The organism is Planctomycetota bacterium (genome assembly GCA_016872555.1).
Taxonomy (GTDB): Bacteria; Planctomycetota; Planctomycetia; order Pirellulales; family UBA1268; genus F1-20-MAGs016.
In genome coordinates, this window is sequence record VGZO01000014.1 from 1 (window position 1) to 26,128 (window position 26,128).

The 26,128-nt window shown below is 68.3% G+C and carries 22 protein-coding genes and 1 tRNA gene; 12 read left to right on the forward strand and 11 right to left on the reverse strand.

Features of this window, described 5'->3' with window-relative positions:
• Positions 1–370: 370 nt before the first annotated feature.
• The 6 genes from FJ309_06695 to FJ309_06720 form a co-directional block, all read right to left on the reverse strand.
• Positions 371–445, reverse strand: a tRNA-Pro gene (locus FJ309_06695).
• Between the two features lie 99 nt (positions 446–544).
• Positions 545–1,699, reverse strand: a complete 1,155-nt coding sequence (locus tag FJ309_06700) for a ParB/RepB/Spo0J family partition protein (GenBank protein ID MBM3954285.1) — start codon at positions 1,697–1,699, stop codon at positions 545–547.
• Positions 1,629–2,375 (reverse strand): ParA family protein, encoded by a 747-nt coding sequence (locus FJ309_06705; protein MBM3954286.1) that lies wholly within the window; start codon positions 2,373–2,375, stop codon positions 1,629–1,631. The genes FJ309_06700 and FJ309_06705 overlap by 71 nt, the downstream gene beginning before the upstream one ends.
• 230 nt (positions 2,376–2,605) lie before the next feature.
• Positions 2,606–3,928, reverse strand: a complete 1,323-nt coding sequence (locus FJ309_06710) for a DUF1015 domain-containing protein (GenBank protein ID MBM3954287.1) — start codon at positions 3,926–3,928, stop codon at positions 2,606–2,608.
• A 211-nt stretch (positions 3,929–4,139) separates the two neighbouring features.
• On the reverse strand, positions 4,140–5,453 hold the full coding sequence (locus tag FJ309_06715; GenBank protein MBM3954288.1) for an adenosylhomocysteinase: 1,314 nt from the start codon (positions 5,451–5,453) through the stop codon (positions 4,140–4,142).
• Positions 5,454–5,693: 240 nt separating this feature from the next.
• Entirely contained in the window at positions 5,694–6,422 is a 729-nt protein-coding gene (locus FJ309_06720; GenBank protein MBM3954289.1) for a phosphoribosylanthranilate isomerase, read from the reverse strand.
• A gap of 138 nt (positions 6,423–6,560) precedes the next feature.
• Here FJ309_06720 and FJ309_06725 point away from each other — a divergent pair, with 138 nt between their 5' ends.
• Together FJ309_06725 and FJ309_06730 are read left to right on the forward strand one after the other, a co-directional pair.
• A complete protein-coding gene (locus tag FJ309_06725; GenBank protein MBM3954290.1) occupies positions 6,561–7,940 on the forward strand; it encodes an AAA family ATPase in 1,380 nt (459 codons plus the stop codon).
• Positions 7,861–8,760 carry a glycosyltransferase gene (locus FJ309_06730; GenBank protein ID MBM3954291.1) on the forward strand — a complete coding sequence of 300 codons (900 nt, stop codon included), beginning with the start codon at positions 7,861–7,863 and terminating at the stop codon, positions 8,758–8,760. Before FJ309_06725 ends, FJ309_06730 begins: the two co-directional genes overlap by 80 nt.
• A 46-nt stretch (positions 8,761–8,806) precedes the next feature.
• Here FJ309_06730 and FJ309_06735 read toward each other — a convergent pair whose 3' ends face one another.
• Positions 8,807–10,900, reverse strand: coding sequence for a tetratricopeptide repeat protein (locus FJ309_06735; GenBank protein ID MBM3954292.1), 2,094 nt, complete (start codon positions 10,898–10,900; stop codon positions 8,807–8,809).
• Between the two features lie 143 nt (positions 10,901–11,043).
• On the reverse strand, positions 11,044–12,642 hold the full coding sequence (locus FJ309_06740) for a hypothetical protein (protein ID MBM3954293.1): 1,599 nt from the start codon (positions 12,640–12,642) through the stop codon (positions 11,044–11,046).
• A gap of 337 nt (positions 12,643–12,979) precedes the next feature.
• Between FJ309_06740 and FJ309_06745 the strand changes: the two genes are divergently transcribed.
• Together FJ309_06745 and FJ309_06750 are read left to right on the forward strand one after the other, a co-directional pair.
• Positions 12,980–14,221: a glycosyltransferase family 9 protein gene (locus tag FJ309_06745; GenBank protein ID MBM3954294.1), complete on the forward strand. Its 1,242-nt coding sequence runs from the start codon at positions 12,980–12,982 to the stop codon at positions 14,219–14,221.
• 10 nt (positions 14,222–14,231) lie between these two features.
• Positions 14,232–14,789: an HAD-IIIA family hydrolase gene (locus FJ309_06750; GenBank protein ID MBM3954295.1), complete on the forward strand. Its 558-nt coding sequence runs from the start codon at positions 14,232–14,234 to the stop codon at positions 14,787–14,789.
• A gap of 28 nt (positions 14,790–14,817) precedes the next feature.
• On the opposite strand, the gene FJ309_06755 is transcribed toward FJ309_06750, so the two are convergent.
• Positions 14,818–16,668: a hypothetical protein gene (locus FJ309_06755; GenBank protein ID MBM3954296.1), complete on the reverse strand. Its 1,851-nt coding sequence runs from the start codon at positions 16,666–16,668 to the stop codon at positions 14,818–14,820.
• Between the two features lie 639 nt (positions 16,669–17,307).
• Between FJ309_06755 and FJ309_06760 the strand changes: the two genes are divergently transcribed.
• The 7 genes from FJ309_06760 to FJ309_06790 are packed head-to-tail and all read left to right on the forward strand — an operon-like array spanning position 17,308 to position 24,590.
• Positions 17,308–17,967, forward strand: coding sequence for a class I SAM-dependent methyltransferase (locus FJ309_06760; GenBank protein MBM3954297.1), 660 nt, complete (start codon positions 17,308–17,310; stop codon positions 17,965–17,967).
• Positions 17,964–18,962 (forward strand): thiamine pyrophosphate-dependent dehydrogenase E1 component subunit alpha, encoded by a 999-nt coding sequence (locus tag FJ309_06765; protein ID MBM3954298.1) that lies wholly within the window; start codon positions 17,964–17,966, stop codon positions 18,960–18,962. Before FJ309_06760 ends, FJ309_06765 begins: the two co-directional genes overlap by 4 nt.
• A 50-nt stretch (positions 18,963–19,012) precedes the next feature.
• Complete coding sequence (locus FJ309_06770; GenBank protein ID MBM3954299.1) at positions 19,013–20,020, forward strand: alpha-ketoacid dehydrogenase subunit beta; 1,008 nt, start codon at positions 19,013–19,015, stop codon at positions 20,018–20,020.
• A 12-nt stretch (positions 20,021–20,032) separates the two neighbouring features.
• Positions 20,033–20,908: an FkbM family methyltransferase gene (locus FJ309_06775; GenBank protein ID MBM3954300.1), complete on the forward strand. Its 876-nt coding sequence runs from the start codon at positions 20,033–20,035 to the stop codon at positions 20,906–20,908.
• Positions 20,902–21,717 (forward strand): SDR family oxidoreductase, encoded by an 816-nt coding sequence (locus FJ309_06780; GenBank protein ID MBM3954301.1) that lies wholly within the window; start codon positions 20,902–20,904, stop codon positions 21,715–21,717. The genes FJ309_06775 and FJ309_06780 overlap by 7 nt, the downstream gene beginning before the upstream one ends.
• Positions 21,677–23,542 (forward strand): thiamine pyrophosphate-binding protein, encoded by a 1,866-nt coding sequence (locus tag FJ309_06785; GenBank protein ID MBM3954302.1) that lies wholly within the window; start codon positions 21,677–21,679, stop codon positions 23,540–23,542. The genes FJ309_06780 and FJ309_06785 overlap by 41 nt, the downstream gene beginning before the upstream one ends.
• A 1-nt stretch (position 23,543) precedes the next feature.
• Entirely contained in the window at positions 23,544–24,590 is a 1,047-nt protein-coding gene (locus FJ309_06790; protein ID MBM3954303.1) for a zinc-binding dehydrogenase, read from the forward strand.
• A gap of 4 nt (positions 24,591–24,594) precedes the next feature.
• On the opposite strand, the gene FJ309_06795 is transcribed toward FJ309_06790, so the two are convergent.
• A complete protein-coding gene (locus tag FJ309_06795; GenBank protein MBM3954304.1) occupies positions 24,595–25,320 on the reverse strand; it encodes a glycosyltransferase family 2 protein in 726 nt (241 codons plus the stop codon).
• The gene (locus FJ309_06800; protein ID MBM3954305.1) at positions 25,317–25,829 is read right to left on the reverse strand and encodes a hypothetical protein; all 513 of its coding nucleotides are present in this window, start codon (positions 25,827–25,829) and stop codon (positions 25,317–25,319) included. Before FJ309_06800 ends, FJ309_06795 begins: the two co-directional genes overlap by 4 nt.
• A gap of 69 nt (positions 25,830–25,898) precedes the next feature.
• On the opposite strand from FJ309_06800, the gene FJ309_06805 reads away from it, so the two are divergent.
• The gene (locus FJ309_06805) at positions 25,899–26,081 is read left to right on the forward strand and encodes a hypothetical protein (GenBank protein MBM3954306.1); all 183 of its coding nucleotides are present in this window, start codon (positions 25,899–25,901) and stop codon (positions 26,079–26,081) included.
• The last annotated feature ends 47 nt before the right edge of the window (positions 26,082–26,128 follow it).

The following is a 26,128-nucleotide window of genomic DNA, read 5'->3' on the forward strand; positions in this document are numbered from 1 at the left end:
GCCATGCTGGCAGGCTGGTTGCATGGCACGAGCAGTCGAGCAGAAGGTGGTGCGGCGCTGACGGTTGCCGGGGCGACGGCGGGGGCGTGATGGTTCCCGTCTGTCTGAAACCGCGTCGGCTCGCCTGGGAGGGGGGACGGAGGATGGCTGGCGGAGGACCCGCCGGGGGGGGCGGCGGGTGCCCTACAGCCGCCGTCGTGGGGGCAAAGCCGAGCGGCGGGTGCCGTTGCGGGGCGCACCGTGCGGGCTCGCCGGCTCGCCGAAATCCGTTTTGCGGTAGCGCCGAGGTAGCGCCGAACCGTTTTCGCTCCCCGCGCCGCCCGTCGCCGGCGGTGCGGAATCGCCTTGTTTTCCCGAGTGAAACCGCGAATCGGGGCGGTGGGATTCGAACCCACGACCTCCTGGTCCCAAACCAGGCGCGCTAGCCAGACTGCGCCACGCCCCGAACTGCCAAGAGTCTACCCGTTCAGGCCGGCAACGCGACCGGGCTGCCCGCTCGACACCCGCCGCCCGCGACGGCGCCCCGCCGCCTTGGTCGCCGCGATCACCGCGCGAGCTGGTCGAGGAGGCGCTGGAACTCGGCGTGGCTCGAGAACGGGACGACGATCCGCCCAGCCCCCTTGCCGTTGACGTGGACCACCACCTTCACACCCAGCGCCCGGCGGAGTTGTTGCTCGACCGCCGCGACCTGCGCGGGGCGACGCGTCGCCGGGCGGCCGGGGCGGCGCGGGGCGGGAGCGCTCGAAGCGATGCCGCGCGAGCCGTCGCGCTCGCCGGCGTCGGACGGCTCGTAGAGCGGCGCGTCGTCGAGGACCTCGGTCATGTCGTCGGCCTGTTCCTCGCGACGGAGGAGCTCCTGGACCTCGGATTCGACGACGCGGACGCTCAAACCCTCGGCCGCGACCCGGGCGGCGAGACGGTCCTGCTCGGCTTCGTCGCCGAGCGGCAACAGTGCCCGGGCGTGGCCCATCGACAGTTCGCCGCGACGGAGCCGCTGCTGGACCCCGGCGGGGAGGTCGAGGAGCCGGATCAGATTGGCGACGGTCGAGCGATCGATCGAGAGCCGCTTGGCGAGCTCCTCCTGGGTGCAGTTCCAGGCGGCCAGGTAGCTGCGGAAACTCGCCGCCTTCTCCAGTGCGTCGAGGTCGCGGCGCTGGAGATTCTCGACGATCGCGATCTCAGCCATCTGCCGGTCGTCGACGTCGAGGAGCCGGGCGGGGATCTTCTCCCATCCCAGCCGGCGCGCGGCCGCGAGACGGCGCTGGCCGGCGATGAGTTGGTAGCGCTCGCCACGGGACCGGACGACGATCGGCTGCACCAGCCCGTGGGAACGGAGGCTGTCGGCCAGTTCGGCAAGGGCCGCGTCGTCGATCGTCGTCCGCGGCTGCCAGGGATTCGGGTCGACCAGCGCGATCGCCACTTCGTCGAGCGGTGCGGCGGCCGCCGCCTCTTCGAGCTCCGCAGGGGAATGGAGAAACAGCCGGGCAGCCGTCGCCCCGAGGCCGGGGACGGGGGCGGGAGTGGGGGCCTCGACGGCAGCGACGGCACCGGTGCCGACAGCGACCGGTGGCCGTTCCACGCCGGCGCGCCCGAGGAGCGCTTCGAGCCCGCGGCCGAGTCGTCGTTCCTTATTCACAGTCACGTACCTCCATGCACAGTTCGGTGTAGGCCCGGGCACCACGCGACCGCGGGGCGTGATCGATGACGCTACGGCCGTGGCTCGGCGCTTCCGCCACGGCGACGTCGCGCGGGATCACCGTCTCGAAGACGATCTCGCCGAAAAAGTCGCGCACGTCGTCTTCGACCTCGGCGGTGAGCTCGAGGGAGGCGTCGTGCATGGTGAGGACGATGCCGCTGAACCGCAGCCGCCCGGGGCGCTCCGCCATCACGTCGCGGATCACCTCGATCATCTGCGTCAGCCCTTCGAGGGCGAAGTACTCGCACTGGATCGGCATCAACACCTCGGTGGCCCCGGCGAGCGCGGTGCGCGTCAGTTCGCCGACCGACGGCGGGCAGTCGACGAGGCAGTAATCCCAGTGGTTGAGTCCGTGGGCGAGATGGCGCTCGAGGACGGCGGCGCCTGCCCGGGCCCGCGCGGCGATCCGCTCGACATCGCGCACCGCGCGGCTCCCCGGCACGATCGCCAGTCCTGGCACGGCGGTGGCCAGCACGCTTTCCGCGAGCGGGGCCTCGGCCACGAGGGGATGCTCGGCGGCCGGTGCGATCCCCAAGCCCGTCGTGGCGTTGCACTGCGGGTCGAGATCGACCAGCAACGTGCGGAGGCCGCCGCGGGCGAGAGCGACTGCCAGGTTGGAGGCGGTGGTCGTCTTGCCCACGCCCCCCTTCTGATTAGCCACGCAGAGAATCCGTCCCACGCCGTCGATCCCCGGTGCCGCGCCGCACGACGGGCGCAAGCGGTGTATCGGCTTCCTGCCGCACGACCCTCACGACCGGGCGCACGACCGCGCCAACCGGCGCGGTGGGAAAGGTCCGCCGGCGAGGAAAGCGTCACCGCATCCCACGCGCCGGTTTCACGTGAAACCGGCACGCCTTCTCCAGGCTGCCTGTTTCATGTGAAACTCCTGGCTTGCCGGATCGACCGCGCTCACTCCAGCGCGTGAAACACCATCCCGCTGGCGAGCTTGGGATAGAAGTAAGTGCTCTTGGCCGGCATCCGTTCGCCGGTCTCGCTGACCAGCCGGATGTCGTCGACGGTAGCCGGCATCACCAACGCCCCCAGGGGGTAGCGGCCGGTCCCCAGGCCCTCGACCACCTCGCGGACGAGATGGACGTAGGTCGGTGTAGCGATCGCCGGTGCAGCCAGAAGGTCGCCGATCACGAGGCGATGGAGGATCGAGACCCCCAGGGAGCGCCACGCCGGTCCATGGTCGGCGGCGACGGCATCCATCCGCCGCTGGCCGGCCGGGGTGATCCGGGCGAGCGTCCAGGCCTGGTCGCCGGCCGTGTACAGGCCGAGCGTGCCCTGGTCTCCGTCGACCTCGATCCGCGACCAGAGGGCATCGGCCGCGGCGGGGCCGTGGCCGGCCGGCTCGGTGGTGAAACAGTCGCCGAGACGGGAGCGGAGCGTGGCCGCGTCGGCGACCGCAGGCTCGACGAACAGCCGGTGGGTGGGGAGGACCACGAGCCCCGGATCACTCATCCCGACGAGCATCATCAGGACGTAATTGGCCGGATGGTGGTCGGGGAGCGGCGCCCCGGAGTGGCTCGCCGCCCAGGCGGCAGCGACCTCGTCGCGGTAGTTGCAGGCGGTTTCGTAGCGGTGGTGGCCGTCGGCGATGAACACCGGCCGGCCCGCCATCAGCCCCGCCACCCGGGTCGCGACCGCCTCGTCGGTGAGTGGCCACATCCTCCCCGAGACACCGAGGTGGTCGACCGCCTCGAGGGGCGGCTGGCCGGCGACGGCACCGTCGAGCAGGGCCTGGACCTCCCCGCCCGGATCGGGGTAGAGGCCGAAGACCTGCGACAGGTTCGTCCGGCAGGCGCGGGTGAGGAGGAGGCGGTCCTGCTTCGGGCCCGACATCGTCTCCTCATGGGGATGAATGCTCCCGCTGCCGAAGCGCTCGAGCCGGATGCGGGCCATCACGCCGCGGCGGACGTGCGTCTGCCCCTCGACGGTGAACTGCTGGTGGTAGACGTAGAGGGCCGCCGCCGGCTCCTCCATGATCACCCCCTGCTCGCGCCACGAGCGGAGGAACCGGGCGGCGCGGGAGTATTTGTTGGTGGTGGCGCCGTCTCCCGGCTCTTCGCGGTTGAGCTCGAGGCGGATGACGTTGGCCGGGTGCTGCTCATAGAGCCGCGTCTGCAGGGCACCGTCGATGACGTCGTACGGCGGAGCGATCACCAGCGACAGACTGCCGACGTGCTTGGGGTCGTAGCGGAGGCCGCGGAACGGGGCGACGACGGGCATGGAGGGTCGATCCTCGGAGTGACGGGTTTCGGGACGCCGCGCGGGTGAGTGTAGCAGCGGCGGGCGGCGCCCCGTTCCACGGGAAACGGGCGCTGCAACGTGGCCGACAGGGGGCGGGAAAACGACGACGGAGGCGACGCCTTCGTCGCCTCCGTCGGTTGTCGAGTCGTCCGCCGGGCGGCCCGGAATCCGGGCCGCGAAAGCCGCCGGCTCAGTAGCGGTAATACTCGGGCTTGAACGGCCCCTCGACCGGCACGTGGAGGTACTCGGCCTGCTCTGCAGTGAGCTTGGTGAGCTTGACCCCGAGTTTGTCGAGGTGGAGGCGAGCCACCTCCTCGTCGAGCTTCTTGGGGAGACGGTGAACGCCGATCTCGTACTTGTCGGTCTCCGTCCAGAGAGCGATTTGGGCGAGGACCTGGTTGGTGAAACTGGTGCTCATCACGAACGACGGGTGCCCGGTGGCACAGCCGAGGTTCACCAGCCGACCCTCGGCCAGCACGATCACCGACCGGCCCGAGGGGAGCGTGTAGCGGTCGACCTGGGGCTTGATCTCGATTTTCTTGACCCCCTTGGTGTTCTCGAGCCAGGCGACGTCGATCTCGAGGTCGAAGTGGCCGATGTTGCAGACGATCGCGTCGTCCGGCATTTTCGCCAGATGATCGCCACGGATCACGTCGCGGCAGCCGGTGGCGGTGACGAAGATCTGGCCGCGGGAGGCGGCCTCGTCCATCGTCGTCACCTCGTAGCCCTCCATCGCCGCCTGCAGGGCGTTGATCGGGTCGATCTCGGTGATGATCACCCGGGCCCCGAGAGCCTTCAGCGAGTGGGCGCTGCCCTTGCCGACGTCGCCATATCCACAGACCACGACGACCTTGCCGGCGACCATCACGTCGGTCGCCCGCTTGATGCCGTCGGCGAGGCTCTCACGGCAGCCGTAGAGGTTGTCGAACTTGCTCTTGGTGCAGGAGTCGTTGATGTTGATCGCCGGCAGTTTGAGCTCGCCGTTCTCGTGCATCTGGTAGAGGCGGTGAACCCCCGTGGTCGTCTCCTCGGAGAGACCGCGGATCCCGCCGATCAGTTCCGGATACTTGTTGTGAACCATCGCGGTCAGGTCACCGCCGTCGTCGAGGATCATGTTGAGCGGCTCGCCGTTGGGGAAGAACAGCGTCTGCTCGATGCACCAGTCGAACTCCTCATTGGTCATTCCCTTCCAGGCGTAGACCGGGAACCCCGCCTTGGCGATCGCGGCGGCGGCGTGATCCTGGGTGGAAAAGATGTTGCAGCTGCTCCAGGTCACCTCGGCTCCCAGCTCGCGGAGGGTCTCGATGAGCACCGCGGTCTGGATCGTCATGTGAAGGCAACCGGCGATCCGTGCTCCCGCCAGCGGCTTGCTGCGGCCGTACTTCTGCCGCAGCGCGATCAGGCCCGGCATCTCGTTCTCCGCCAGCATGATTTCCTTGCGGCCCCACTCCGCGAGAGCGAGGTCGGCGACTTTGTAGGGAAGGCGGGTTTCGACGTGGGCCACAGGGAAACTCCTGAAAGGCGGGAGGAAAGGCAGAAGAAAAAGGGGCGGCACCGACAGCAGACCGTGCATCAAGTGACCGGCCGCCGGATGCGGCCGACGGCGACCCGGGAAACCGTTGGCGTTTCCCACGGTCGCCTGAGTGGACACAGGCCACGGTGGGCTTTGTCCACGGACGAACAAGAGATCTTAGCCGTCCGGCAGTCCCTGCAAAGGGCACCGCGATCCCCTCTGCCGACCGGGTCAGCGCCCGGCGAAGGCCGTCCGGGCGGCGGCGACGAACCGCTCCATCGCCACGCGGTCCTTCCGGCCTGGCGCCGATTCGACGCCACTGGCGACGTCCACGGCGACCGCGCCGCTATTCCGGATGGCGGTCGCCACGGTGTCGGGGCGTAGTCCCCCTGCCAAGCCGACCGGCACCGGCAGCCCGCCGGCATCGCGCAGCGCCAGCCAGTCGACAGTCCGCCCCGTGCCGCCGAGCGTCGCGGCGGTGGCCGGGCCGGCCGGTGCGGCGTCGATCAACATCAGCACCGGCGCGTGGCCCAGTGCGTCGGCCCGCGCCAGCCACTCGCGCGCGGGGTCGAGGGCATCCGGCCCGGCACCGGGCGCGAAATGGACCGCGCGGATCACCGGCAGCTCGGCCAGTGCCGCGCAGGTCTCGGGAGGATCGGCGAGCGTGGGATCGGCCGCCGGCCACCGGCCGTGGAGTTGGACGGCGTCGAGCCCGACGGCGGCGACGCATCGACGGATCTCCGCCGCGGTCGCGCCGACGAACACGCCGACGCGCAGCATGTCCGGGGGGACGGCTGCGGCAATGTCGCTGGCGCGCTCGATCGACAGGCAGCGAGGCGACCCGACGACGAAGTTGAGGCCGATCGCGTCGGCCCCGGCCGCCGCCGCGTCCTTGGCGTCGGCGGCGCGGGTGATGCCGCAGATCTTCACTCGGAATGGTGCGGATCGCTCGCTGCTCATCGCTCTCGGGGGTCAGCGTCGCTGCCGGCGGCGTGACCGGCAGAACCGGCAGCATCGCCACCAGCGGCAGTCTACCCCGGCCCCCGGGCCGATCGTTCAGGTCCGCTGCGGCGGGAGTGCTCCGGCGGCCGACAAAGGATGTGGGGCGGCGAGGTACGCCGCCGTCCCCCCGGGAGACGAACCGAGCCGATGCACCAGCGACGCCACCCTTCGAGCCGCCCGTTTCTCGCCGCCCCGCGAACGGCGTTTTACCACCCGGCGCGGCAGATCGACGCCGCCCTCACCGGGCTCGAGCGCGGGGTGCGACGGGCCGAGGGGGTCGGCCTCGTCGTCGGACCTCCAGGCACTGGAAAGTCGTTGCTCCTGCTGGCGCTGGCCGACAACCTCGCCGAAGATTTCGCCGTCGCATTGTCGTGCGGTGCGCGGATCTGCACGCGGCGCGCCCTCTGGCAGGCGATCCTGTCGGGAATCGGCGAACCGTTTCGTGGGATCGACGAGGGGGAGCTGCGTCTGGCCGTCGTCGAGCGGGTGCGCGGCCTGGCAGCGACCGGCGCGGGGCTCGTGATCCTCGTCGACGAGGCCCACACGCTGCCGCTCCGGCTGCTCGAAGAGCTCCGCCTGCTGACGACGATCCCGACGCCGCTCCCTGCCGTGCACCTGGTGCTCGCCGGAACCGTGGCCCTCGAGGAGCGGCTCGCCAATCCGCGGCTGGAGAGCCTCGCGCAGCGGATCGGCGGTCGGTTCACGCTCGAGGCGCTGGACCATGCCGAGACGTGTGCGTACGTCCGGACGCAGATGAAGGCCGCCACGCGGCAGTGGGAGACGGTGTTCGCCGCCGGGTGCGACGATGTCGTCTTTCAGGTGACCGATGGTGTGCCCCGGCTGATCAATCAGGTGTGCGACCTGGCGCTGGTCCGGGTCGCCGACGAGGGACGGGCCCGGGTGCTGCCGGCCGACATCGAATCGGCGTGGGCCGACATCCAGCGTCTGCCCGTTCCCCACGGGCGGCGCCTGGCGGCGCCGTCGGTCGTCGAGCGACCCGACGACGAGGGGGAGATCGAGTTCGGCGTGCTCGACGGGGCGGTCTCCGCGCCGCTGGTGGAACCGCCGGTGATGGTGCCGGGCCCCCCGGTCGCCGCACTGCCCGGGGCCGATCCCTGGGCGGGGCCCGACGTCGAGTTCGTCACCGAAATGCATTCCGATCCGTTCGCTTCCTGTTTCGCCGGGGACGACGCCGAGGTGGAGCGGATCGTCCGCGACGGGCCCCAGGGATTCACCGGTCACGGCTCCGTCGCCAGCGACGAGGGCCGGCGTCTGGCGACCACCCTCGCCCGGCTCGATCACCAGGAGGCCGGATCCCCCCCGGTGGCGACGGTCACGGCCGACGACGGCGACGAGGCGGACGATGGCGACGACGGACTGATGGTGATCGAGGAGGATGTCGTCCCCCAGCCGAGTCCGGTCCGGGCGGGCCGCTACCGCGACCTGTTCGCACGCTTGCGCCGCGGAGGAGGCTGACGGCCGGGCTCGTTCCGGCGACAATCGGCAGGCGATGAGTCAGCCCACCCCGTTGCCCGACCCGCTCCCCGGCGACGACCGGTCTACCCCTGCCTGGCCTCCGGGGCGCGTCCTCGCCGTCGCCGCCACCTACAACGAATCGGCCAACCTCGCCACGCTCGTCAGGCGCGTCCTCGCGGCCGATCCGGCGATCCAACTCCTCGTCGTCGACGACGACTCCCCCGACGGCACCGGTCGCAGTGCCCTGTCGCTGGCGGAGACCGAGCCGCGGTTCCACGTTCTCGTCCGCCGCGGACGGCGTGGACTCGGCGGCGCGATCGTCGAGGGTTTCGGCGAGGCACGGCGGCAGGGGTTCGAGATCGCCGTCAACCTCGACGCCGATCTCAGCCATGATCCCGACGACATTCCCCGGCTGCTGGCTGCTCTCGAGCCACCTGGCGGTCGCCCGGCCGACGTGGCGCTCGGGTCGCGCCGCTTGGCGGGGGGCGCGATCGAGGGCTGGCCGTGGCGCCGCCACCTGACGCATCGGCTCGTCTGCTGGTTCACGCGGTGGGTGATCGGCGTCCCGGCGCGTGACGGCTCGACCGGATTCCGGGCCGTGCGGCTCGACACCTTCGCGCGCCTCCGCGGCGACTTGCCCACCGGGTACGCGTTTTTCGAGCACCTCCTCTGGGAGATCCACCGCATTGGCGGCCGGATCGTCGAGGTGCCGATCACGTTCGTCGAGCGCCAGCGCGGCAGCAGCAAGGTTCGCCCGGGCGTGATGGCCGAGGGGGCGCGCGACCTGCTCCGCATCGCCTGGGCCCGGTGGCGGTCGTAGCCGAGCGGGCCCCGGCGGCAGCGCTCCCGGTCGCGTCGCCACCGGCTCAACGCGGCGTCGACAGCGGCAGCGACGTCGCCCCGGGCAGCGGCGGGGGGCCGAGAGTCGGCGACGGCGGCGCCATCGTCGGCGACACCGGACCCCCCTTGGCGGGGCGCTCCGCCGGCGGCGCGCCGGCCTCCGGTCTGGCTGCCGGGATGGGCAGGCCGACCGCCGACTGCGTCTTTGCCAGCTCCTCGCGGATTGTCGCCAGGTTCTTCTTGGCTTCCTCGTAATCGGGTTTGATCGACAGCGCGCGCTGCAGGCTGGCGATCGCGCCCTTGGCGTCGCCGCTGCGGTGGAGCGCGAAGGCATAGTTGTTGTAGAGCGTCGGATCGTCGGGCCACTGCTGGAGCATCTTCGCGAACACCTGCTTCGCCTCGTCGACACGCCCCGACTGCATGCAGGTCATGGCGAGGTTGTTCTGGAAAACGATGATTTGCGGCTGGATATCGGCCGCCTTGCGGAACTCGGCCAGGGCCTCGTCGATCCGACCCTTCGAGGCGAGGGCATTGCCGTAGTTGTTGTGTGTCTCGGCGAGATCGGGGCGGAGCCGCTTCGACTCGGAAAAGTGGAAGAACGCCTCGTCGAGCTTGCCCTGGGAATATTTCCGGGCGCCGAGTCGGCTGTTGGCCTGCCAGCAGCCGCAGTGGGTCAGCCGGCAGGGGACGGCGTGGCGGAGCAGCGTGTAGGTCCACATCGGCTCCTCGTCGGACCAGACGAACGAGTAGCGGAACGACCCGATCGCCAGGATGCCGACCAGCGCGGCAGCGCCACCCGCCGCCGCCAGCCGCTCACGCGGCTCGAGCTGGTGTGCCCAGGCGGTGGCAGCGGCCGCGGCGAGCATCAGCGGGCCGATCATCGGAGCGTAGACGAAGTGGTCGGCCACCCAGGTGATCCGCATGTAGGAGATCGTGATGAAGCCGAGGATCGGCAGCAGCATCAGCACGAAGAACCCGATGGCGAAAAGCACGTGGCGACCCCACGTCTGCCGGTTCACCCAGCACCACGCCGCCAGGCCGGCGAACACCGGCAGGGGGAGGAAGTGCCAGAGCTTCGGGACGTCGATCTCCCAACGCGGGTAGATCGGCATCAGGCCGTAGGGCAGGAACACCTTGCCGAGGTAGAAGGGCACCGCCAGCGACGCCATCGCCAGCCGTGACCAGAACCCGCCGACGAGGATCGTCTCGGCGCCGATGGCGCGGCCGTGCTGGAAGTAGATCGTGATCAGCCCGTAGACCAGCGAGATGAGGAAGTAGGGAGCTGTCCGGACGAGGTCGGCCAGGCCGATCCAGTTCCGTTTCCACCACACGTAGAGGAGCAGCGTTGGCGGCAGCATCACGACCGACGTCTTGGCGAACATCGCCATCAGGAAGCAGACGAGCGAAATCGCGTAGTCGACCCACCAGCCAAGCCGCGCGGTGGCGCCGTCGGCGCCGGTGACACGGTCGTCGGCGCGGACGAAGTGGATTGCCGCCAGGAGCATGAACGGCAGCGAGAGGACGTTCTTCAGCTCCGACACCCAGGTGACCGATTCGACGGCGAGCGGATGGACGGCGAACAGCAGCGCGGCGAACCAGCCACCCGGGAGCCGCATCACCGTCATCAACCGCCACAGCATCAGCGCCCCGATGGCGTGGAGCGCGGTGTTGACGACGTGGTATCCGGCGCTGTCGGGACCGAACAGGTGCCACTGCATCCAGAAGCCGGTCTGGGTCAGCGGCCAGTAGTCGGTTTCGCCGAAGGCGCACGGCGCCGGCGGTGGCGGGGGGGGGCCGTAGCCGAGCCAGTGCAACCCCTGGGCCGTCATCGCCTCGAACGCGTCGCCGACAGGGCTGACCCAGATCTTCCTGAACGAGAATGGCCCCTGGGTGATCGGGTTTTGCGTCACCGCCTGGTCGTCGTCCCACAGCCACGTGCCCTTGGTGGCCGGGGAGTAGCACCAGCCGCACAGCAGGACGACGGCGAGCACCTTGAGCACCGGCATCAGCCAGCGGTCGATCACCGCATCGCCGCTCGGCGCGGCGGAGCGGAGCGGGCGCGGCGTCCCCGGACGGACATCAGCGGGTGGACCGGGACGGTGACGACTGGGGAAGCTCATGGTGGACGCCGGGCGGTGAGGACGACGGGACGGCAGGCACGACCCGCCCGACCGCTCCGGGATCCTAACGGAGGGGGGACGGCGAATGAAGCGGCACCGGCGGTTTGGGGATCCTGGCGTGGACAGCCGTGGATCGCCGGTCGCTACGGTGCCGCCCTGCGGCGGGCGAGAAGTCGTTTCAGCTCGTCGGCGTGGGGCCGCTCCATCGCCTTCACCGCGACGCGCCCGTCGGGGTCGGTAAGTTTGGGATTCACCTCGAGAGCCCGGTCGAGGTGGGCGAACGCCTCGTCGGTCCGCCCCCGTTCGGCGACGATCAGTGCCAAGGTCGCCCACACATCGCCGAAGCCGCCACCGGTCAATTCGACCGCCCGCCGCGCCGCCGCTTCGGCCTCCTGAAGCCGGCCGGCCTCGCGGAGCGCTTCTGAGCTCCCGGCCGACGCGGTGAACGACAGCGGATTCTTGCGGGCCGTGTCGGTCCACAGCGCGAGCGAATCACGCCAGACCGTCTGTCGGGAGATGCAGGCCGCGCCGAGGACGACTGCCAGCCCCGCGAGGATCCGCGCGGCGTGGCCGCGCCACCGGGGACGACGCGCCAGCCACGGCGCGTCGAGTGCCACTCCGACGGCGAGGGCGAGGCCGGCGACGGGGAGATAGAGGTAGCGGTCGGCGGCGGGGCGGTAGATGGGGACGAGGTTGGCGACCGAGAGCAGCGGCACGACGACGAGCGTCGCGGCGATCGCGAATCGTCGATCGGCGCGGATCGCCACGACACCCGCGATGGCGGCCACGGCGTCGATGACCAGGGCCACGGGCAGGGGGAGGTGGGCGAGCGAATGGAGGCCGTAGTCGGCGCAGAGATTCACCGGAAGGACGACGAGTTGTGCGTAGAGGGCGAGGATCCGCGGTTCGATCAGCAGCGCCGCCGCCAGTGAACCCCCCGGGTAGCTCGGCCGTGCCTCGAAGATCTTCGACGGGTTCGGCTCGAGGACGAATCGTGCGGCCAGGAACGCCACGACCACCGCTGCCGCCCCACCCCCGGCCAGTTTCCAGAACGCGCCGCGGTCGTCGCGCCGCAGGGCGAGCCAGGCGACGGCGATCACTGCCGGTGCGGCGATTCCTGATTCCTTGCTGCCGATCGCCAGCAGTGCGCAGCCGATGCAGCCGAGCGCCCGCCAGACGTCGGGGAGGCCCGGGGCTGACCGGTGCCCGAGTGCGAGCGACAGGCCGGTCAGCGTGAACAGGGCGACGAGGATGTCCTCGCGGTAGCTCGGTTCGCAGACCGCCTCGGTGACCAGTGGATGGACGGCGAACAGCAGCGGAGCGACCACGCCCGCGGCCAGCGGCAGCGCCGGGGCCAGTTGCCGCAGGAGCCGCCAGACGAGGACCACGTCGAGGGCGTGGAGCAGCACGCTGGTGAGGTGGTACCCGAACGGCTCGCGCCCCCACAGTGTCGCGTCGAGCATCAACGACGCGAGGTTCACCGGGCGATTGAAGTCGAGGACGTCGAGCGCGAGCGTCTGGAACGACAGCACCGGCACCCAATTGGCCGGATCGAACAGAAACGAGTCGGTCAGGATCTGCATCCGCGAGTCGTAGACCAGCTCGGCCGACAGTGTCGGCCAGAACACCGCCACGGTCACCACGGCGAGGCCGAGGGCCTCGAGCCAGGGGCGGCGGGCGGGTGCGGAGGGCGGTGCCGCGCCCTGCCTGACTCGGTTCGGGAGCGCGACGGAACGGGGCACAAGGTCACCGGGAAAGCTGGCGGAAGCGGCGGGAACACCCGAGCCCCAAACTACAGCCGGAGGGCGGGCTCTGCGACGGAGAACCGTGGCGGCCGGCCACGCCCTCTCGAGGGCCGCCTTGCGGGCAGCGGCGGCCCGAGGCAGGGCGGACCGACGAGCCGTCGGGCCGCAACGCTGTCGCGGTGCCTGCAGAGCATCCTGCCGCCATGCGGTAAGACACTTCCAGGGAGGGGCTCGGCAAGCTACCTTCGGTCGCACATCGGCCGGGCCGAGGCCTGGCACGATTCGGAAGGTCCGGTATTCTCCGCTCCGTCGGACCGCCACTCGAAGGCACGGAATGAAGGCCGCCACGATCCGGATGGTCGACGCCTGGTTGGGGATCCCCGCCTGCGCCGTGCTGACGGCGTGGCGCCGGTTGTTCGGCAGCCGCCGCCCCGCCGGCCCGGTGAAGCGAATCCTGTTCTTCAAGCTTCTCGAGCAGGGGGCGACGGTCCTCGCCTACCCCTCGCTCCGCGCCGCGATCGACCGCGTCGGGGCGGAGAACGTGTTCTTCATCGTCCTCGCCGAGAACCAGCCGATCCTCGATCTTCTCGGGATCATCCGTCCCGAGAACGTGATCACGATCCCCAAGGGGGGTGCGGTGGCGACGTTCGTCGCCCTGTGGCGGGCGCTGTGGCGCGTCCGTGGCGAGCGGATCGACTCGATCGTCGATTTCGAGTTCTTCGCCCGATCGTCGGCGGTGTTCGCCTACCTCGCCGGGGCGCGGCGTCGGGTGGGTTACCACCGCTTCCAGGGCGGGGGGCCGTGGCGCGGCGACTTGATGACGCACCGGCTCGTCTACTCGCCGCACGTCCACTCGCTGCGGGCGATGCGGGTGATGGTCGAGGCCTTGTGGATGGATCCCGACCGGCTGCCGACGCTCGACCTCGACCAGTTCGCGTTCGACGAGTCGCTGCCGCTGCTGGCGCCGGCGGCTGCCGACGTCGCCGCGGTCCGTGAGACGATCGCGCGGGCCACCGGTGGCGTCCAGCCCCCGCGGCTGGTGCTCCTCAACGCCAACACCAGCGACCGTGACCTGGTCCCGCTGCGGCGCTGGGATCCCGAGCGCTACGCCGCCCTGGCGCGGCGCCTGCTCGCCACGCACGACGACGTGTTCATCGCGTTCACCGGCGCGCCGTCGGAGGCGGCTGAGGTCGAGCCGTTGGTGCGCGAGCTGGCGCATCCGCGCTGCTTCTCGATGGCCGGCAAGACGACCATGCGGCAGTTGCTCGTGCTCTACTCGTTGGCCGAGGTGATGGTCACCAACGACAGCGGCCCCGCCCATTTCGCGGCCGTCACCGGGGTCGACGTCGTCACGCTGTTCGGTCCGGAGACGCCCACGCTGTGGGCGCCCCTCGGCCCGCGCAGCCACGTCATCTGGCTGGCCCTGCCCTGCAGCCCCTGCCTCAGCGCCTACAACAACCGCCTCTCGATCGACTGTCGGGAGAACGTCTGCATGAAGGGCATCGGCGTCGAGCGCGTGTTCGACACGGTGCGCGGCATCCTCGCGGCACGGGCCCCCGCCCCGGCCGGGAACTGACGGCAGCACGATGGCGACCTCCGCCGGCGTCCGGTTTCCCGCCGCCGTGTTCCTCGACCGCGACGGCACGCTCATCGAAGACCGCCACTACCTCGCCGATCCGGCCGGCGTGGCGATCCTTCCCGGCGTGCCCGAGGCGCTCGGCCGGCTCCGCGCCGGCGGCTCGCGGCTGTTCCTGTTCACCAACCAGTCGGGGGTGGGGCGGGGTTACTTCACGCTCGCCGACGTCGCCGCGGTGAACGCCCGGATGGTCGAGCTGCTCGGCCTCGGAGCCGACCCGTTCACCGCGGTGTGCATCGCACCGGAGCGACCCGACGAGCCGTCGGTGTACCGTAAGCCTTCGCCGCGTTTCATCACCGAGATGCTCGCCCGCCACGCGCTCGATCCGACGGCGGCGTGGATGATCGGCGATGCACCGAGCGACTGGGAGGCGGGGATCGCCGCCGGGATTCGCGCGGCGGCGATCGTGGCTGATCCCGCCGCAGACCGCCACCGCGCCCGCCGGGAGGAGCTCGGCGTCGCCGCCCATCCCGGCCTGCTCGACTGGTTGCAGGCGGTCGTTCGCTGAGCGGGCCGCGCCGTCTGCGGCTGCACGATCAGGGGGTTTCAGGGGCCGGTCCGTCGCCGTCGGCGCGGAGGACGATGCAGGCCAGATCACCGGTCGAGTTGCGGAGCGGCGCGGCGGTGTAGCCGAGCTCGACGAGCGCCTCTTCGAGGCCCCGGCCGCGGTCGGGGAAACCGTTGCGGTTGACGTAGATCGCCGCGAAGCCGAGACGCCTCAGTTCATCGACGGCCGCCCGGGCGTTGCCCCGGTTGATGCGGATCACCCCCGCCTGCTGGTCGATCGTCGCCCCCTCGAAGAGCTTCGCCTGGAGCGCCGGCTGCCACTTCTCGCGCTCCCGGCCCTTCATCGAGCCGAACGAATAGCGGAGGTTTTTGGTGAACAGGTAGGGGCGGAAGTGGTCGTACGGCGGCACGCCGGGGATCGGTGCTTCGGGAAAGTCCATCACGGGTAGCTGGAACACCATCGCCCCGGGAGGTAGCGCCGCCTCCATCGTGGCGGCAAACTCACGGTCGCCATCGACGGCGCGGGTGATCACGGATGCTTCCTCGGCGGTCGGTGCCCGGGGAATCTGGTCCGCGACGATCACCAGGCAGGTCACCGCGGCCGCAGCAAGCACGCGCCAGTCTGCCGTGTCACCGGATGGCCCTCGGGACGCAGTCCGTTGCCGTGCTGACAAAGCTCGCGCCGCCCACAACAGCGTGATCGCCAGGATCACGACGCTGTATCGGCAGCCGCCGCGGAACATCGTGAAACCGGTCGTGGCTGCGAACAGTGCATTCAGACCGCCGGTGGTGAACATCAGCACCAACCACAGGACCTGCCAGGCCTCCATCGGCACCTGCTTCTCGCGGCCGCTGACCATGTCGCGGACGGCGGTGGCGACCAGCGCGACCAGGCAGGCCAGGCCGACGATCCCCTGGTATGACGCCCCCTCGTCGAGCAGTGGGGCGACCTGGCGGTGGGCCGTGGCGAAGTTCGCCAGCGCGTCCCAGCGGTGTGTCAGCGGCGGGATGAACAGGTCCTTGACCTTCAGCCCGTAGATCTCGAGCCACTTGTATTCACGGACCAACGCCCCGCTGTTGGAACCGTTGGCGAGCCTGTAGGTCCAGGTGTCGACGTTCATCAGGGCGAAAGCGAGCGCCGCCGCCCCGATCACCGCCAGGGCGGCCAGCAGCGGTGGCCACCGCCGGGTGCGGAGAAACTGCAAGCCGGCGCCGAGGAGGGTGAGTTGGCACAAGGCATTGGTGAAGTAGGGGTTGTGGAGGCCGGTCAGGAATCCGATCCCACAGGCGACCCAGAACCGCCGCGACCCGGGGGCGATACCCGGCTCCGTCGACACCCAGCGCCACACGGGGAGGAACAGCGGCACCTGCCAGACCCAGGCGCAGGTGATGTGGTACGGCGACTGGGCGAAGATGAACGGGCAGACGCCGAAGGCGAGGGCTGCCGTGAACGCCCATGGCAGGGTGCAGTCCGAGACCCGGGCGACGGCGTAGAACACCAGCGCCGCGAGGACATGGCCCGCGACCATCGCCAGGTTGAGTCCGGCGAACAGTCCGAACAGCCGGGCGAGCAGGCCGAACACGGCGACCTGCAATTCCTCGACCAGCGGCCAGTCGTTCCAGTTGGCCGCGTGAGGAGCACCGAGATCTGCCGCCTGCTTCCAGGCCAGCGGCCACCACTCCCCGTTGGCCGCCATCTTCATCATGGCCAGGGCATGGATGACGTCCGATTTCTCCGGTTCGAGATACGCGGTCGGTCGCGACAGTGCCCCCGCCGACCAGACGCCGTTTGCCGAACACCATGCGATGCCGACGATGAAGATCAGGAGGGCGAACGGCCCCCACGTCAGCAGCGAGTTCTCGGCTCGATTGTTCGCCATGGCTGCAGGTCTGCCCATACGTCATTCAGGAAATGATGGACCGGGAGCGTAACGCACGTCAGCGCCACAGTCGTTCGATCCCGTCGGCGACATGTGCCGCAAACCGAATCGAGCAGGTCTAGCTCGGCGACACGGCGTTGAGCACGTGCATCGATCGCTCATCCCCTTCGAGCACGAAGTCCATTTCAAGCTTGCGGGTGCGGGTGACGAATAGTCGGGCCCGAATGCCGGAGCGGCCCCAGCGGCGGTGGTTTTCCACGCGCACGCCCTCCGCCATTCGGCGGCGAGCGCCACGAGGTGGACCCGGTCGTACTTTGCGAGATCTTCCCGGGCAAGCCGGCGAAAATCGAAGCCGGCAGCCGCTCGAGTCCCGCTGGGCAGCGTTTCCGCCTCGGGTAAACCGGGCTTTGACCGAGTCGGCGGTGGAGTAGATTTCCAAGTGAAAGACGCCAGAGTTGTGGCCGCTGGCTTGGTGGCCGCCGGCCAACTCGCTCACCAGCTCCGTGTCCGATGCGTCATGGTGACGGTAGCGCAAGTCGCTGGCGACGGTAATCCCGAAGATGCTGCCACCCACGACATGATGAACGGTGCTGCCGGTTCGTACGACTGGAACTTAACACAACCCGGAGAACGGCCGCGATGGGCGTGGAAATCGACCTGCTTGTGAATTATCCCCGGCCCGACCGAGACGTCGCGGCCCGGGCCGCGGCGAAGACGGAGGAGGACCGCGCCATCGCCCGGCGCTTCGACCGGGAGTTCTTCGACGGCGACCGGCGGACGGGCTACGGCGGATTCTCCTACAATCCCCGATTCTGGCAGCCGACGGTCCCGGTGTTCCAGCGGCATTTCGGGCTGACCGGCGATTCGTCGATCCTCGACGTGGGCTGCGCCAAGGGATTCATGATGCACGATTTTGCGGAGTTGATCCCCGGCATCACCGTCAAGGGGATCGACGTCTCGACCTATGCCGTTGAGAACGCGATCCCGTCCATGCGGTCCCATGTGCAGGTGGCCGACGCGCGGGCGCTCCCCTTCGCCGACCGGTCCTTCGACGTGGTGATCTCGATCAACACCATCCATAACCTGGAGATCGACGGCGTGAAGCAGGCGCTCCAGGAGATCCAGCGGGTGCAGCGCCGCGGCGCCTTCATCACGGTCGATGCCTGGCGCGACGCCGCCGAAAAGGAGCGGATGGACGCCTGGAACCTGACCGCGAAGACCATCCTCTCCGTTTCCGGCTGGCAGGCCCTGTTCGCGGAGGTCGGCTACACCGGGGACTACTTCTGGTTCATCCCATGACGCCAACGGTCTCCGGCCAGGACGTGCCTCGCGAGGCGTTGCTCCGGTCAATGAAGCGGTTGCGGCGCCTCGAGGAGGCGATCGCCGAACGGTATCCCGAGGGCCGGATGCGGTGCCCGGTGCACCTGTCCATCGGCCAGGAGGCGGTCAGCGCCGCCGTCGGCCTGGCGTTGCATCCGGAAGATCTGGCCGTGAGCGGGCACCGCGCGCACACGCACTACCTCGCCAAGGGCGGGTCGATGCCCCGCCTGGTCGCCGAGATCTACGGCAAGCAATCCGGGTGCAGTCGCGGCAAGGGCGGATCCATGCACCTCGTCGACGAGGCGGCGGGATTCAAGGGAAGCACAGCGATCGTCGGCGGCACGATCCCCGTGGGCACGGGTCTGGGGCTGTCGCTGGCGACGCGCGGCTCGCCACAGGTGGCCTGCGTATTCTTCGGCGACGCGGCCGTCGAAGAAGGCGTATTCTTTGAGTCGGTCAACTTCGCGGCCATCCGGCGCCTTCCCGTGCTCTACCTGTGCGAAAATAACTTCTACTCGGTCTACTCCCCGCTCCGCGTGCGGCAGCCGGAGGGGAGGCGAATCCACGAGATGGTCGCGGGGCTCGGCCTGTCGGCCGCGTACGGCGACGGCAACGACCCCGAACTGGTCTACCAGATGACGGGAGATGCCCTGGCATCCATCCGGTCCGGCGCAGGCCCGGTGTTCCTCGAGTTCACGACCTATCGCTACCGCGAGCACTGCGGCCCGAATTTCGATAACGACCTGGGCTACCGCACCGAGGCCGAGTTCCTCGAGCGGCGGTCGGCCGATCCGGTGGAGACCTACGAAATGCGACTGCTCGAGTCGGGAGTCGTGACGCGGGAGTCGTTGGCCACCATGGACGCGGCCATTGCGGCGGAGGTGGCTGACGCCTTTGCCTTCGCGGAAGCGTCGCCGTTTCCCGACCGGTCCGAGGCCTTCAGCGACCTGTACGTGGGGGAGGACGGCGCGTGACGCGGGTGCGCAGCTATGCGGCGGCGATCGCCGAGGCCACCGCCATCGCCATGGAGATCGACGAGCGGATCCTCTGTTTCGGTCTCGGCGTGGATGATCCCAAGCGGATTTTCGGGACCACCGCAGGGCTCGTGGAACGGTTCGGGCCCCGCCGCGTGTTCGACATGCCGACCTCGGAAGCGGCCATGACGGGGGTGGCGATCGGCGCGTCGCTCGACGGCGCCCGCTGCCTGATGACGCACCAGCGGCTCGATTTCTTCCTGCTCACGCTCGACCAGATCGTCAATAACGCGGCGAAATGGCGGTACATGTTCGGGGGCCAGGCCGCGCCGGTGAGGATCGTGGTGCGGCTCATCCTGGGCCGGGGATGGGGGCAGGGGCCGACGCACTCGCAGAACCTGCAGGCGTGGTTCGCCCACATTCCGGGACTGAAGGTGGTCATGCCGGCCTCCCCGGCCGATGCCAAGGGCCTGCTCTTGTCGGCGCTCTTCGACGACAATCCGGTGCTCTTCCTGGAGCATCGCTGGTTGCACCAGATGCAGGGGGAACTTCCCGAGGGGGACCACCGGGTGCCGATCGGGAAGGCCGCCGTGGTGGCGGAAGGCAGCGACCTGACGATCGTCACGATGTCCTCCATGACCGTCGAAACGCTGCACGCGTTGCCTGCCCTGCAGGAGGCTGGTATCTCGGCCGAGGTGATCGATCTGCGGTCGATCCGGCCGCTCGACCTCGACACAGTGCTGGCCTCGGTGCGGAAGACCGGTCGGCTGCTCGCCGTGGATACGGCGAGCCCGGTGTGCTCGGTGGCCAGCGAGATCGTGGCCACGGCGGCCTGCGAATGCTTCGACCGGCTCGAGGGGCCGCCGCGGCGGCTGGCATTGCCCGACTTTCCGGTGCCGACGAGCCCGGCCCTGACCGACGGCTTCTATCCGCGGGCGGAGCAGATTGCCGTGGCCGCGGCCGGGATGCTCGGCCGCACGGTGGACGTCGCGGAGATCGTCGCCTCGCGGACGTCGCCGCACGACGTGCCGGGCGATTGGTTCAAGGGGCCGTTCTAAGGAGCATTTTCGATGACCGCTGAAGGACTTATAGAGGCTTCAGAGACGCTCGGTTCAATGCTCACGGCGCTGCCGGACATGATGGCCATGCACGCGCCCGGAACGCCGACCTATCAGTTCCTCAATGTGGTGGCACGGCACGCGGTTGCCCGGGCATTTTCGTCGGTCGATCCGCCGGCGGTAGAGTTTGGCGAGTTCGGCCGCATCGTGTTCCCGTTTCGCCGCATGGGTGCGATCACGTCGCTTGACCTGTTCGGCCTGGACGAACTGGTGATTTTCGGGTTTTACCTGCGTCAGCGTGGCCGATACCGGAGGGTACTCGACGTCGGTGCCAACGTTGGGCTGCATTCGCTGCTACTGTCCCGCTGCGGTTTCGAGGTGAATTGCTTCGAGCCCGATCCCCTGACGTGCGCTGCGCTGCGGCGCACCCTGTCCGCGAACGACTGTCGGACGGTGCATGTGCATGAGGCGGCAGTCTCGTCGCAGACGGGGACCACGGAGTTCGTCCGGGTGTTGGGCAATACGACTGGCAGCCACGTCGCGGGCGCAAAGAAGCAACCGTATGGCGACCTCGAGCGGCTGGTCGTCAAGACCGTCGCGATCGGCGAACTCCTGGCGGATGTCGACTTCATGAAGCTCGACGCTGAGGGTCACGAGGCCGACATACTCTGCTGCACGACCGCGCAGCACTGGGCCGGCACGGAGGCGATCGTGGAGATCGGAAGCCCCGAGAACGCGGTGGCCGTCCATCGACACATGACGGGGCTTGGTGTAAGCCTGTTCGCGCAGCAGCGGGGCTGGCATCGCGTCGATACTGTCGCGGACATGCCACGGTCCTACCACGACGGCTCCGTCTTCATCTCGAACAACAAGGTCATGCCATGGTAAATTGCATCCCAGAGGTGTTCATCGCGGGTGCCAATGCTGACATCGGCAATGCACTGCTAAGGAACTTCGCAGCCGACGGATGGCGCGTGGGCGGCACATATCGAAACACAAGCCCAGAACTGACAGGAGCGCCAGACTCCGCAGAACCCTTCTTCATCGCCTGCGATTTTTCGCTGCCCGGATTCGCGGGCGAAGTCGCTGAACGTTATACGTCAGCGGGCCGCGAGTGGGACGTCTTCATTTCGGCGGTCGGCACGATGCTGCCTGTCGGACCCTTCATGGAGACACCGTTCGCCGACTGGGAGCAAGGGCTGCGGGTCAATCTGTTGTCACAGCTCGAGTTGGTCCACAGCCTCTATCCGTACCGCCGTCCCGACAAAGTCGCGCATGTGGTCTTGCTGGCCGGTGGCGGCACAAACGGCCCGTTTCGCAACTACTCCGCCTACTGTCTGTCGAAGATCGGCCTGATCAAGGCCTGCGAACTGCTCGACGACGAGTGCGCTGACCTGAATGCGTTCATTGTGGGCCCGGGCTGGGTGCGGACGAAGATTCACGCCGAGACGCTCGTGAGCGGTGCTCGCGCAGGGGAGAATCAGGCGCGGACGCGCGACTTCCTCGACTCGGGCGATTCGGGAACGGCCCACGACGTCATCTATCGGTGCATCCGGTGGGGCATCGAGGCCGGGCGGGAGGTCGCCGGAGGCCGCAACTTTTCGGTGGTTCACGACCCGTGGAGAGAGGCCGGATTCTCAGCACGATTGAAGGCCGATGGTAATCTCTGCAAACTGCGGAGGAGTAATCCACAGTGATCGTTCGAAAGCGAGGCCGGCGTCCGGGAGTCATCGCATGAAGCTTTCCGACTACGTTGCCGCGTTCCTCGCCCAACAGGGCATCCGACACGCCTTCGCCATCGCTGGCGGAGCCTGCCTGCATCTGATCGACTCAATCGCCGCCCGCACCGACATCGCCTACGTGTGTCCGCATCACGAACAGGCGGCGGCGATGGCCGCGGACGCATATTCCCGCGTCTCGGAGCGGCCTGGGGTGGCTATCACGACGAGCGGCCCCGGAGCGACGAATCTGATCACGGGCATTTGTTGTGCCTACTACGATTCCGTGCCGGTACTCTTCATCACCGGCCAGGTCGCGACGTTTCGCCTCAAGCAGGACACGGGCGTGCGGCAGTTCGGCTTCCAAGAGACCGACATCGTCGGCATGTGTCGTTCCGTGACCAAGTATGCCGTGATGGTGGAGGATCCGCTGAGGATTCGCTACGAACTCGAAAAGGCGGTGGCCCTGGCCACCTCGGGCCGGCCCGGGCCGGTACTGGTCGATATCCCGGACGACCTGCAGCGTCGCGACATCGACCCGGGAACGTTGGAAGGTTACTCGCCGCCACCGCCGGCTTCTTCGTCGGCCAACCATGCCGGTCAGGCCCGGGAGGCGCTTGCGTTGCTACGCCGTGCCCGCAGGCCGATCGTGATCCTCGGCTGGGGTATCCATCTCGCGAATGCCGCTGCGGATGCGGTGACCTTCTTGCGCCTTAGCGGGCTGCCCGTCGTGCCAACCTGGGGGGCCATCGATCTCGTCGCCCACACGCCGGACAACTTCGTCGGCACCTTTGGGCTACATGGAACGCGATACGGCAACTTCGCGGTGCAAAACTCCGACTGCATCCTGGCGATCGGTACCAGGCTCGATACCCACGAAACGGGAAGCCCTTTGAGCAGCTTCGCGCGCGAGGCTCGGAAAATCATCGTTGACATCGACCGCGCTGAACTCACCAAGTTCCCGAGATTCGGAATGCCGGTCGATCTACCCATCGAGGCGGACGCCGGAGATTTCCTCCGCGCCCTGTCGTTGGAACTCCCGCAGGCAGAAATGCCCGACATCACGCCATGGCGGCTGCAGATCGCCGAATGGCAGAGGGAGTTCGAAATCTGTCCTGCTAGCAACTTTAACGAGCCCACGCCGAACCCCTATGCAGCGATCAAGGCCCTTTCACGGGCCGCGGCCGCCGATGGCACCGTCGTGATCGACACGGGCTGCGTGATCGCATGGTTCATGCAGGCCTGGGAGCCACGGCCTGGTCAGCGGATATTCAGCGCCCTCAACAACACACCCATGGGATACGCGCTTCCCGGCGCAATCGGCGCTAGCTTCGCGCTCGATCGTGCGACGGTACTCTGCCTGATCGGCGACGGCGGGTTGATGATGAACATTCAGGAACTCGCGACCATCATGCACCACGCCCTACCAATCAAGATCATCGTGTTCAACAACCGTGGATACAGCATGATCCAGCAGACACAGGATCAGTGGCTTGGATCCCGCTACCATGCTTCCTCGAAGGACGGCGGGTTGTCGTTTCCAGACTTCGTCGAGGTTGCAAGAGCGCATGGTATCCCGGCCGCGAGAATAGACAGGAGTGTGACGATGCCCGACGTAATAGCTCAGGCCCTGGCCCACGACGGGCCGTTCCTTTGTGATCTGACACTTGATCCGGCTGAGCGGGTGGTTCCGCAGGTCGTGTACGGACGGCCAATCGAGGATGCGGGGCCCTTGCTGAGTCGAGACCTGTTTCTGCGAAACATGCTTGTGAAGCCGCTTGATATCTCTCTGCTGGGTGAGTGACATGCGTGGTGTCGTTCTTACACGTCCGGGAGGCGACCTCGAGATTGCGACCGATCTCGAATTTCCGGAGCCTATGCATGGCCAGGTAAGCGTGCAGGTGGCGTTCAGCGGGGTGTGCCACAGCCAGCTCATGGAGGCCCGCGGGCTGCGCGGCGAGGATCGCTACGTGCCCCACCTGCTCGGACACGAGGGCACTGGTGTAGTCCGAGCGATCGGCTCCGGCGTAACAAAGGTAGCGGCCGGCGACCGGGTGGTGCTGACCTGGATCAAAGGCGAAGGATTGGACGTCGGCGGCGGCCGTTACGGCTGGAATGGACGCCGCGTCAATGCCGGCGCGGTGACGACGTTCAACGAGGTGGCCGTTGTCGCCGAGAATCGGGTCGTACGGCTGCCGGCCGGCGTTCCCATGGATGTTGGTGTGCTCCTCGGCTGCGCGTTGCCGACGGGTGCGGGTGTCGTCTGCAATACCCTCCAGCCGGAGCCAGGGCGAACGCTGGTCGTTTACGGCCTAGGTGGCGTGGGTATTTGCGCGCTGGCGGCTGCGAGTCGTTACGGCCTGAAGCGACTGATCGCTGTCGATGTCGAGCCGGGCAAGCTGTCATTAGCGCATGATTTCGGAGCGACCGACGTCATTGACGCGTCCCGCGAGGAGCCGGTCGAGGTCATTCGCGGGCTCACTGACGGGCGGGGCGCGGACTACGCTGTGGAGGCGGCCGGCGGCACCGCAACCATCGAGCGCGCGTTCTCATCGGTTTGTGATGATGGCGGCCGATGCGTGTTCGCCTCCCATCCGCCCGCAGGGAAGCGAATCTGCCTCGATCCGCACGCATTGATTCGAGGCCGCCGGATTGAGGGCAGTTGGGGCGGGGGGTGCTTGCCCGACCGGGACATCCCACTCCTGGCAAGCCTGTGCCTCGACCCCGGGCTGCCCTTCCGTTCGCTGGTCCGCGACCGATACCCGCTTGCCGAGGTAAACCGGGCGCTCGCCGACCTCGAGACACGTCGGGCCATGCGGCCGCTTCTGGTGGTCGCCCCCGAGCTAGAGTAAAGGTTCACATAACGCGATGCGGCCGCTTCGCGAACTCCCTACGACGGGCGAACTTGATCTCGTAGACGAGTCGCAGGTAGGAGCGCACCACCTCTGTGAGGTTGCGGAGTGACAGTGACGTGCTCCCCGCGAGCCCCTTCTGCATGTACCCTGCCACCTCGTAATAGCTAGCACCCGAGCAGAGCAACTTGATCGTCGCCTCGACCACGATGCTGAAGCGATTCGCTCGCAAATTGATACGGCGGAGCCTGTCCGTGGGATAGACGCACGGGCCATTAATGTACTGCACGTAGATACCGAACGTGATCATGTAGATCGCCCCGAAGATCAGGGAGATCACGTTCCGCGCGACTCCCCTCGCCTCCTTGTTTACGAAGTAGCTCAACACCATATCGGCCCGGTAGGCGTTCTTGAACAGGGCGCAGAGCAGGTCGAGTGAGATGTCGTTGTCACCTGGAACGATGAGAAAACGGTCGCACGTGGCGATCGCCAAGGCATCGCGAAAGCCGGTGCCCAACCCCTGGTTGGTCGCGTGCTCGACCACCGTCACGTTTGCCATGCGGCTGGCAAAATCGGCGGCGATCGCGCCGGTTGCATCTCGGCTGCCGTCGTTCACGATGATGATCTGCAGGTCCGTGCAGCCGGCCCTGCCGGCCGCGGCCATGACGGTGTCTACGGTCGCCGCCAAATTGGCGGCCTCGTTGAACGCCGGAATGAACACAGAAATCACGCTCCTGCCCCCAGCATGACCCGCTTGGCCAAGCGGAACAGTTTGGCGACGTAGAGCATCCGCCTGCGCCCGGTGTAATAGCGGCCATCCTCGTACGTCAGTTGGCCGCTGCGGGTAAGCCGCCCGAGTCGGATGTCGAGGATCTTGGCGGCGTCGTAGAACTGTAGGATCTCGGGCTCGCTAAGTGGTCCGCGGGCGGCGAGCTCCTGCAAGATCCTGATGCGGACGGACGCCTCGGGGATGTGGACGAGGTGGAAGAAGACATATGAGGCGGATGCATAGGTGAGAAATGCGGCCGCAACGGTCGCAGCCCTTTCGGTGGCAGGCAGGGCTGATCCGCAGACGACCGACGCCATGATGAACGCCACGCAACCGAGGACGAAACTGCCGGCCAGGCTGCGGACGATGCTCGTGCAAAGGCGGGTACGGAGCAGGATCACGTTGGTCGCTACGTTGACGACGAACGCAATCCATGGAAACGCCGGCAGATACCAGCCGCAGGAAAGCATGAAGAGACTTCTCTCCTGTCAGCCGGCCAAGCCCCGGCGGCCTACAAGGCGGTGGTACGACAAGAATCCGTGGAGGAACTTTCGGCCTCTGGCCGTAATCCGCAGCCGCCCATCAGCACGTTCCACCAGGCCATCAAGTTCAAGGCCCCGAGCGCGATTAAGCACGAACTTATCATCGTTGATGATGGCGGCCAGATCGTCCCGGCTGGCCCCGTCACCACCCCGCTCGTCAACGCACGTCACGATCAGTGAGGAGGGGCTCTCGGATTCCAAGGCAGGCAACGATATCAGATAACTGG

Bases quoted from the DNA above. Each gene is read 5' to 3' on its own strand.
- FJ309_06710 (MBM3954287.1), bottom strand. From the start codon at position 3,928: ATGCCCGTCGTCGCCCCGTTCCGCGGCCTCCGCTACGACCCCAAGCAC.
- FJ309_06720 (MBM3954289.1), bottom strand. From the start codon at position 6,422: ATGAGCAGCGAGCGATCCGCACCATTCCGAGTGAAGATCTGCGGCATC.
- FJ309_06725 (MBM3954290.1), top strand. From the start codon at position 6,561: ATGTGGGGCGGCGAGGTACGCCGCCGTCCCCCCGGGAGACGAACCGAG.
- FJ309_06730 (MBM3954291.1), top strand. From the start codon at position 7,861: ATGTCGTCCCCCAGCCGAGTCCGGTCCGGGCGGGCCGCTACCGCGACC.
- FJ309_06735 (MBM3954292.1), bottom strand. From the start codon at position 10,900: ATGAGCTTCCCCAGTCGTCACCGTCCCGGTCCACCCGCTGATGTCCGT.
- FJ309_06745 (MBM3954294.1), top strand. From the start codon at position 12,980: ATGAAGGCCGCCACGATCCGGATGGTCGACGCCTGGTTGGGGATCCCC.
- FJ309_06750 (MBM3954295.1), top strand. From the start codon at position 14,232: ATGGCGACCTCCGCCGGCGTCCGGTTTCCCGCCGCCGTGTTCCTCGAC.
- FJ309_06755 (MBM3954296.1), bottom strand. From the start codon at position 16,668: ATGGCGAACAATCGAGCCGAGAACTCGCTGCTGACGTGGGGGCCGTTC.
- FJ309_06760 (MBM3954297.1), top strand. From the start codon at position 17,308: ATGGGCGTGGAAATCGACCTGCTTGTGAATTATCCCCGGCCCGACCGA.
- FJ309_06765 (MBM3954298.1), top strand. From the start codon at position 17,964: ATGACGCCAACGGTCTCCGGCCAGGACGTGCCTCGCGAGGCGTTGCTC.
- FJ309_06770 (MBM3954299.1), top strand. From the start codon at position 19,013: ATGGAGATCGACGAGCGGATCCTCTGTTTCGGTCTCGGCGTGGATGAT.
- FJ309_06775 (MBM3954300.1), top strand. From the start codon at position 20,033: ATGACCGCTGAAGGACTTATAGAGGCTTCAGAGACGCTCGGTTCAATG.
- FJ309_06780 (MBM3954301.1), top strand. From the start codon at position 20,902: ATGGTAAATTGCATCCCAGAGGTGTTCATCGCGGGTGCCAATGCTGAC.
- FJ309_06785 (MBM3954302.1), top strand. From the start codon at position 21,677: ATGGTAATCTCTGCAAACTGCGGAGGAGTAATCCACAGTGATCGTTCG.
- FJ309_06790 (MBM3954303.1), top strand. From the start codon at position 23,544: ATGCGTGGTGTCGTTCTTACACGTCCGGGAGGCGACCTCGAGATTGCG.
- FJ309_06800 (MBM3954305.1), bottom strand. From the start codon at position 25,829: ATGCTTTCCTGCGGCTGGTATCTGCCGGCGTTTCCATGGATTGCGTTC.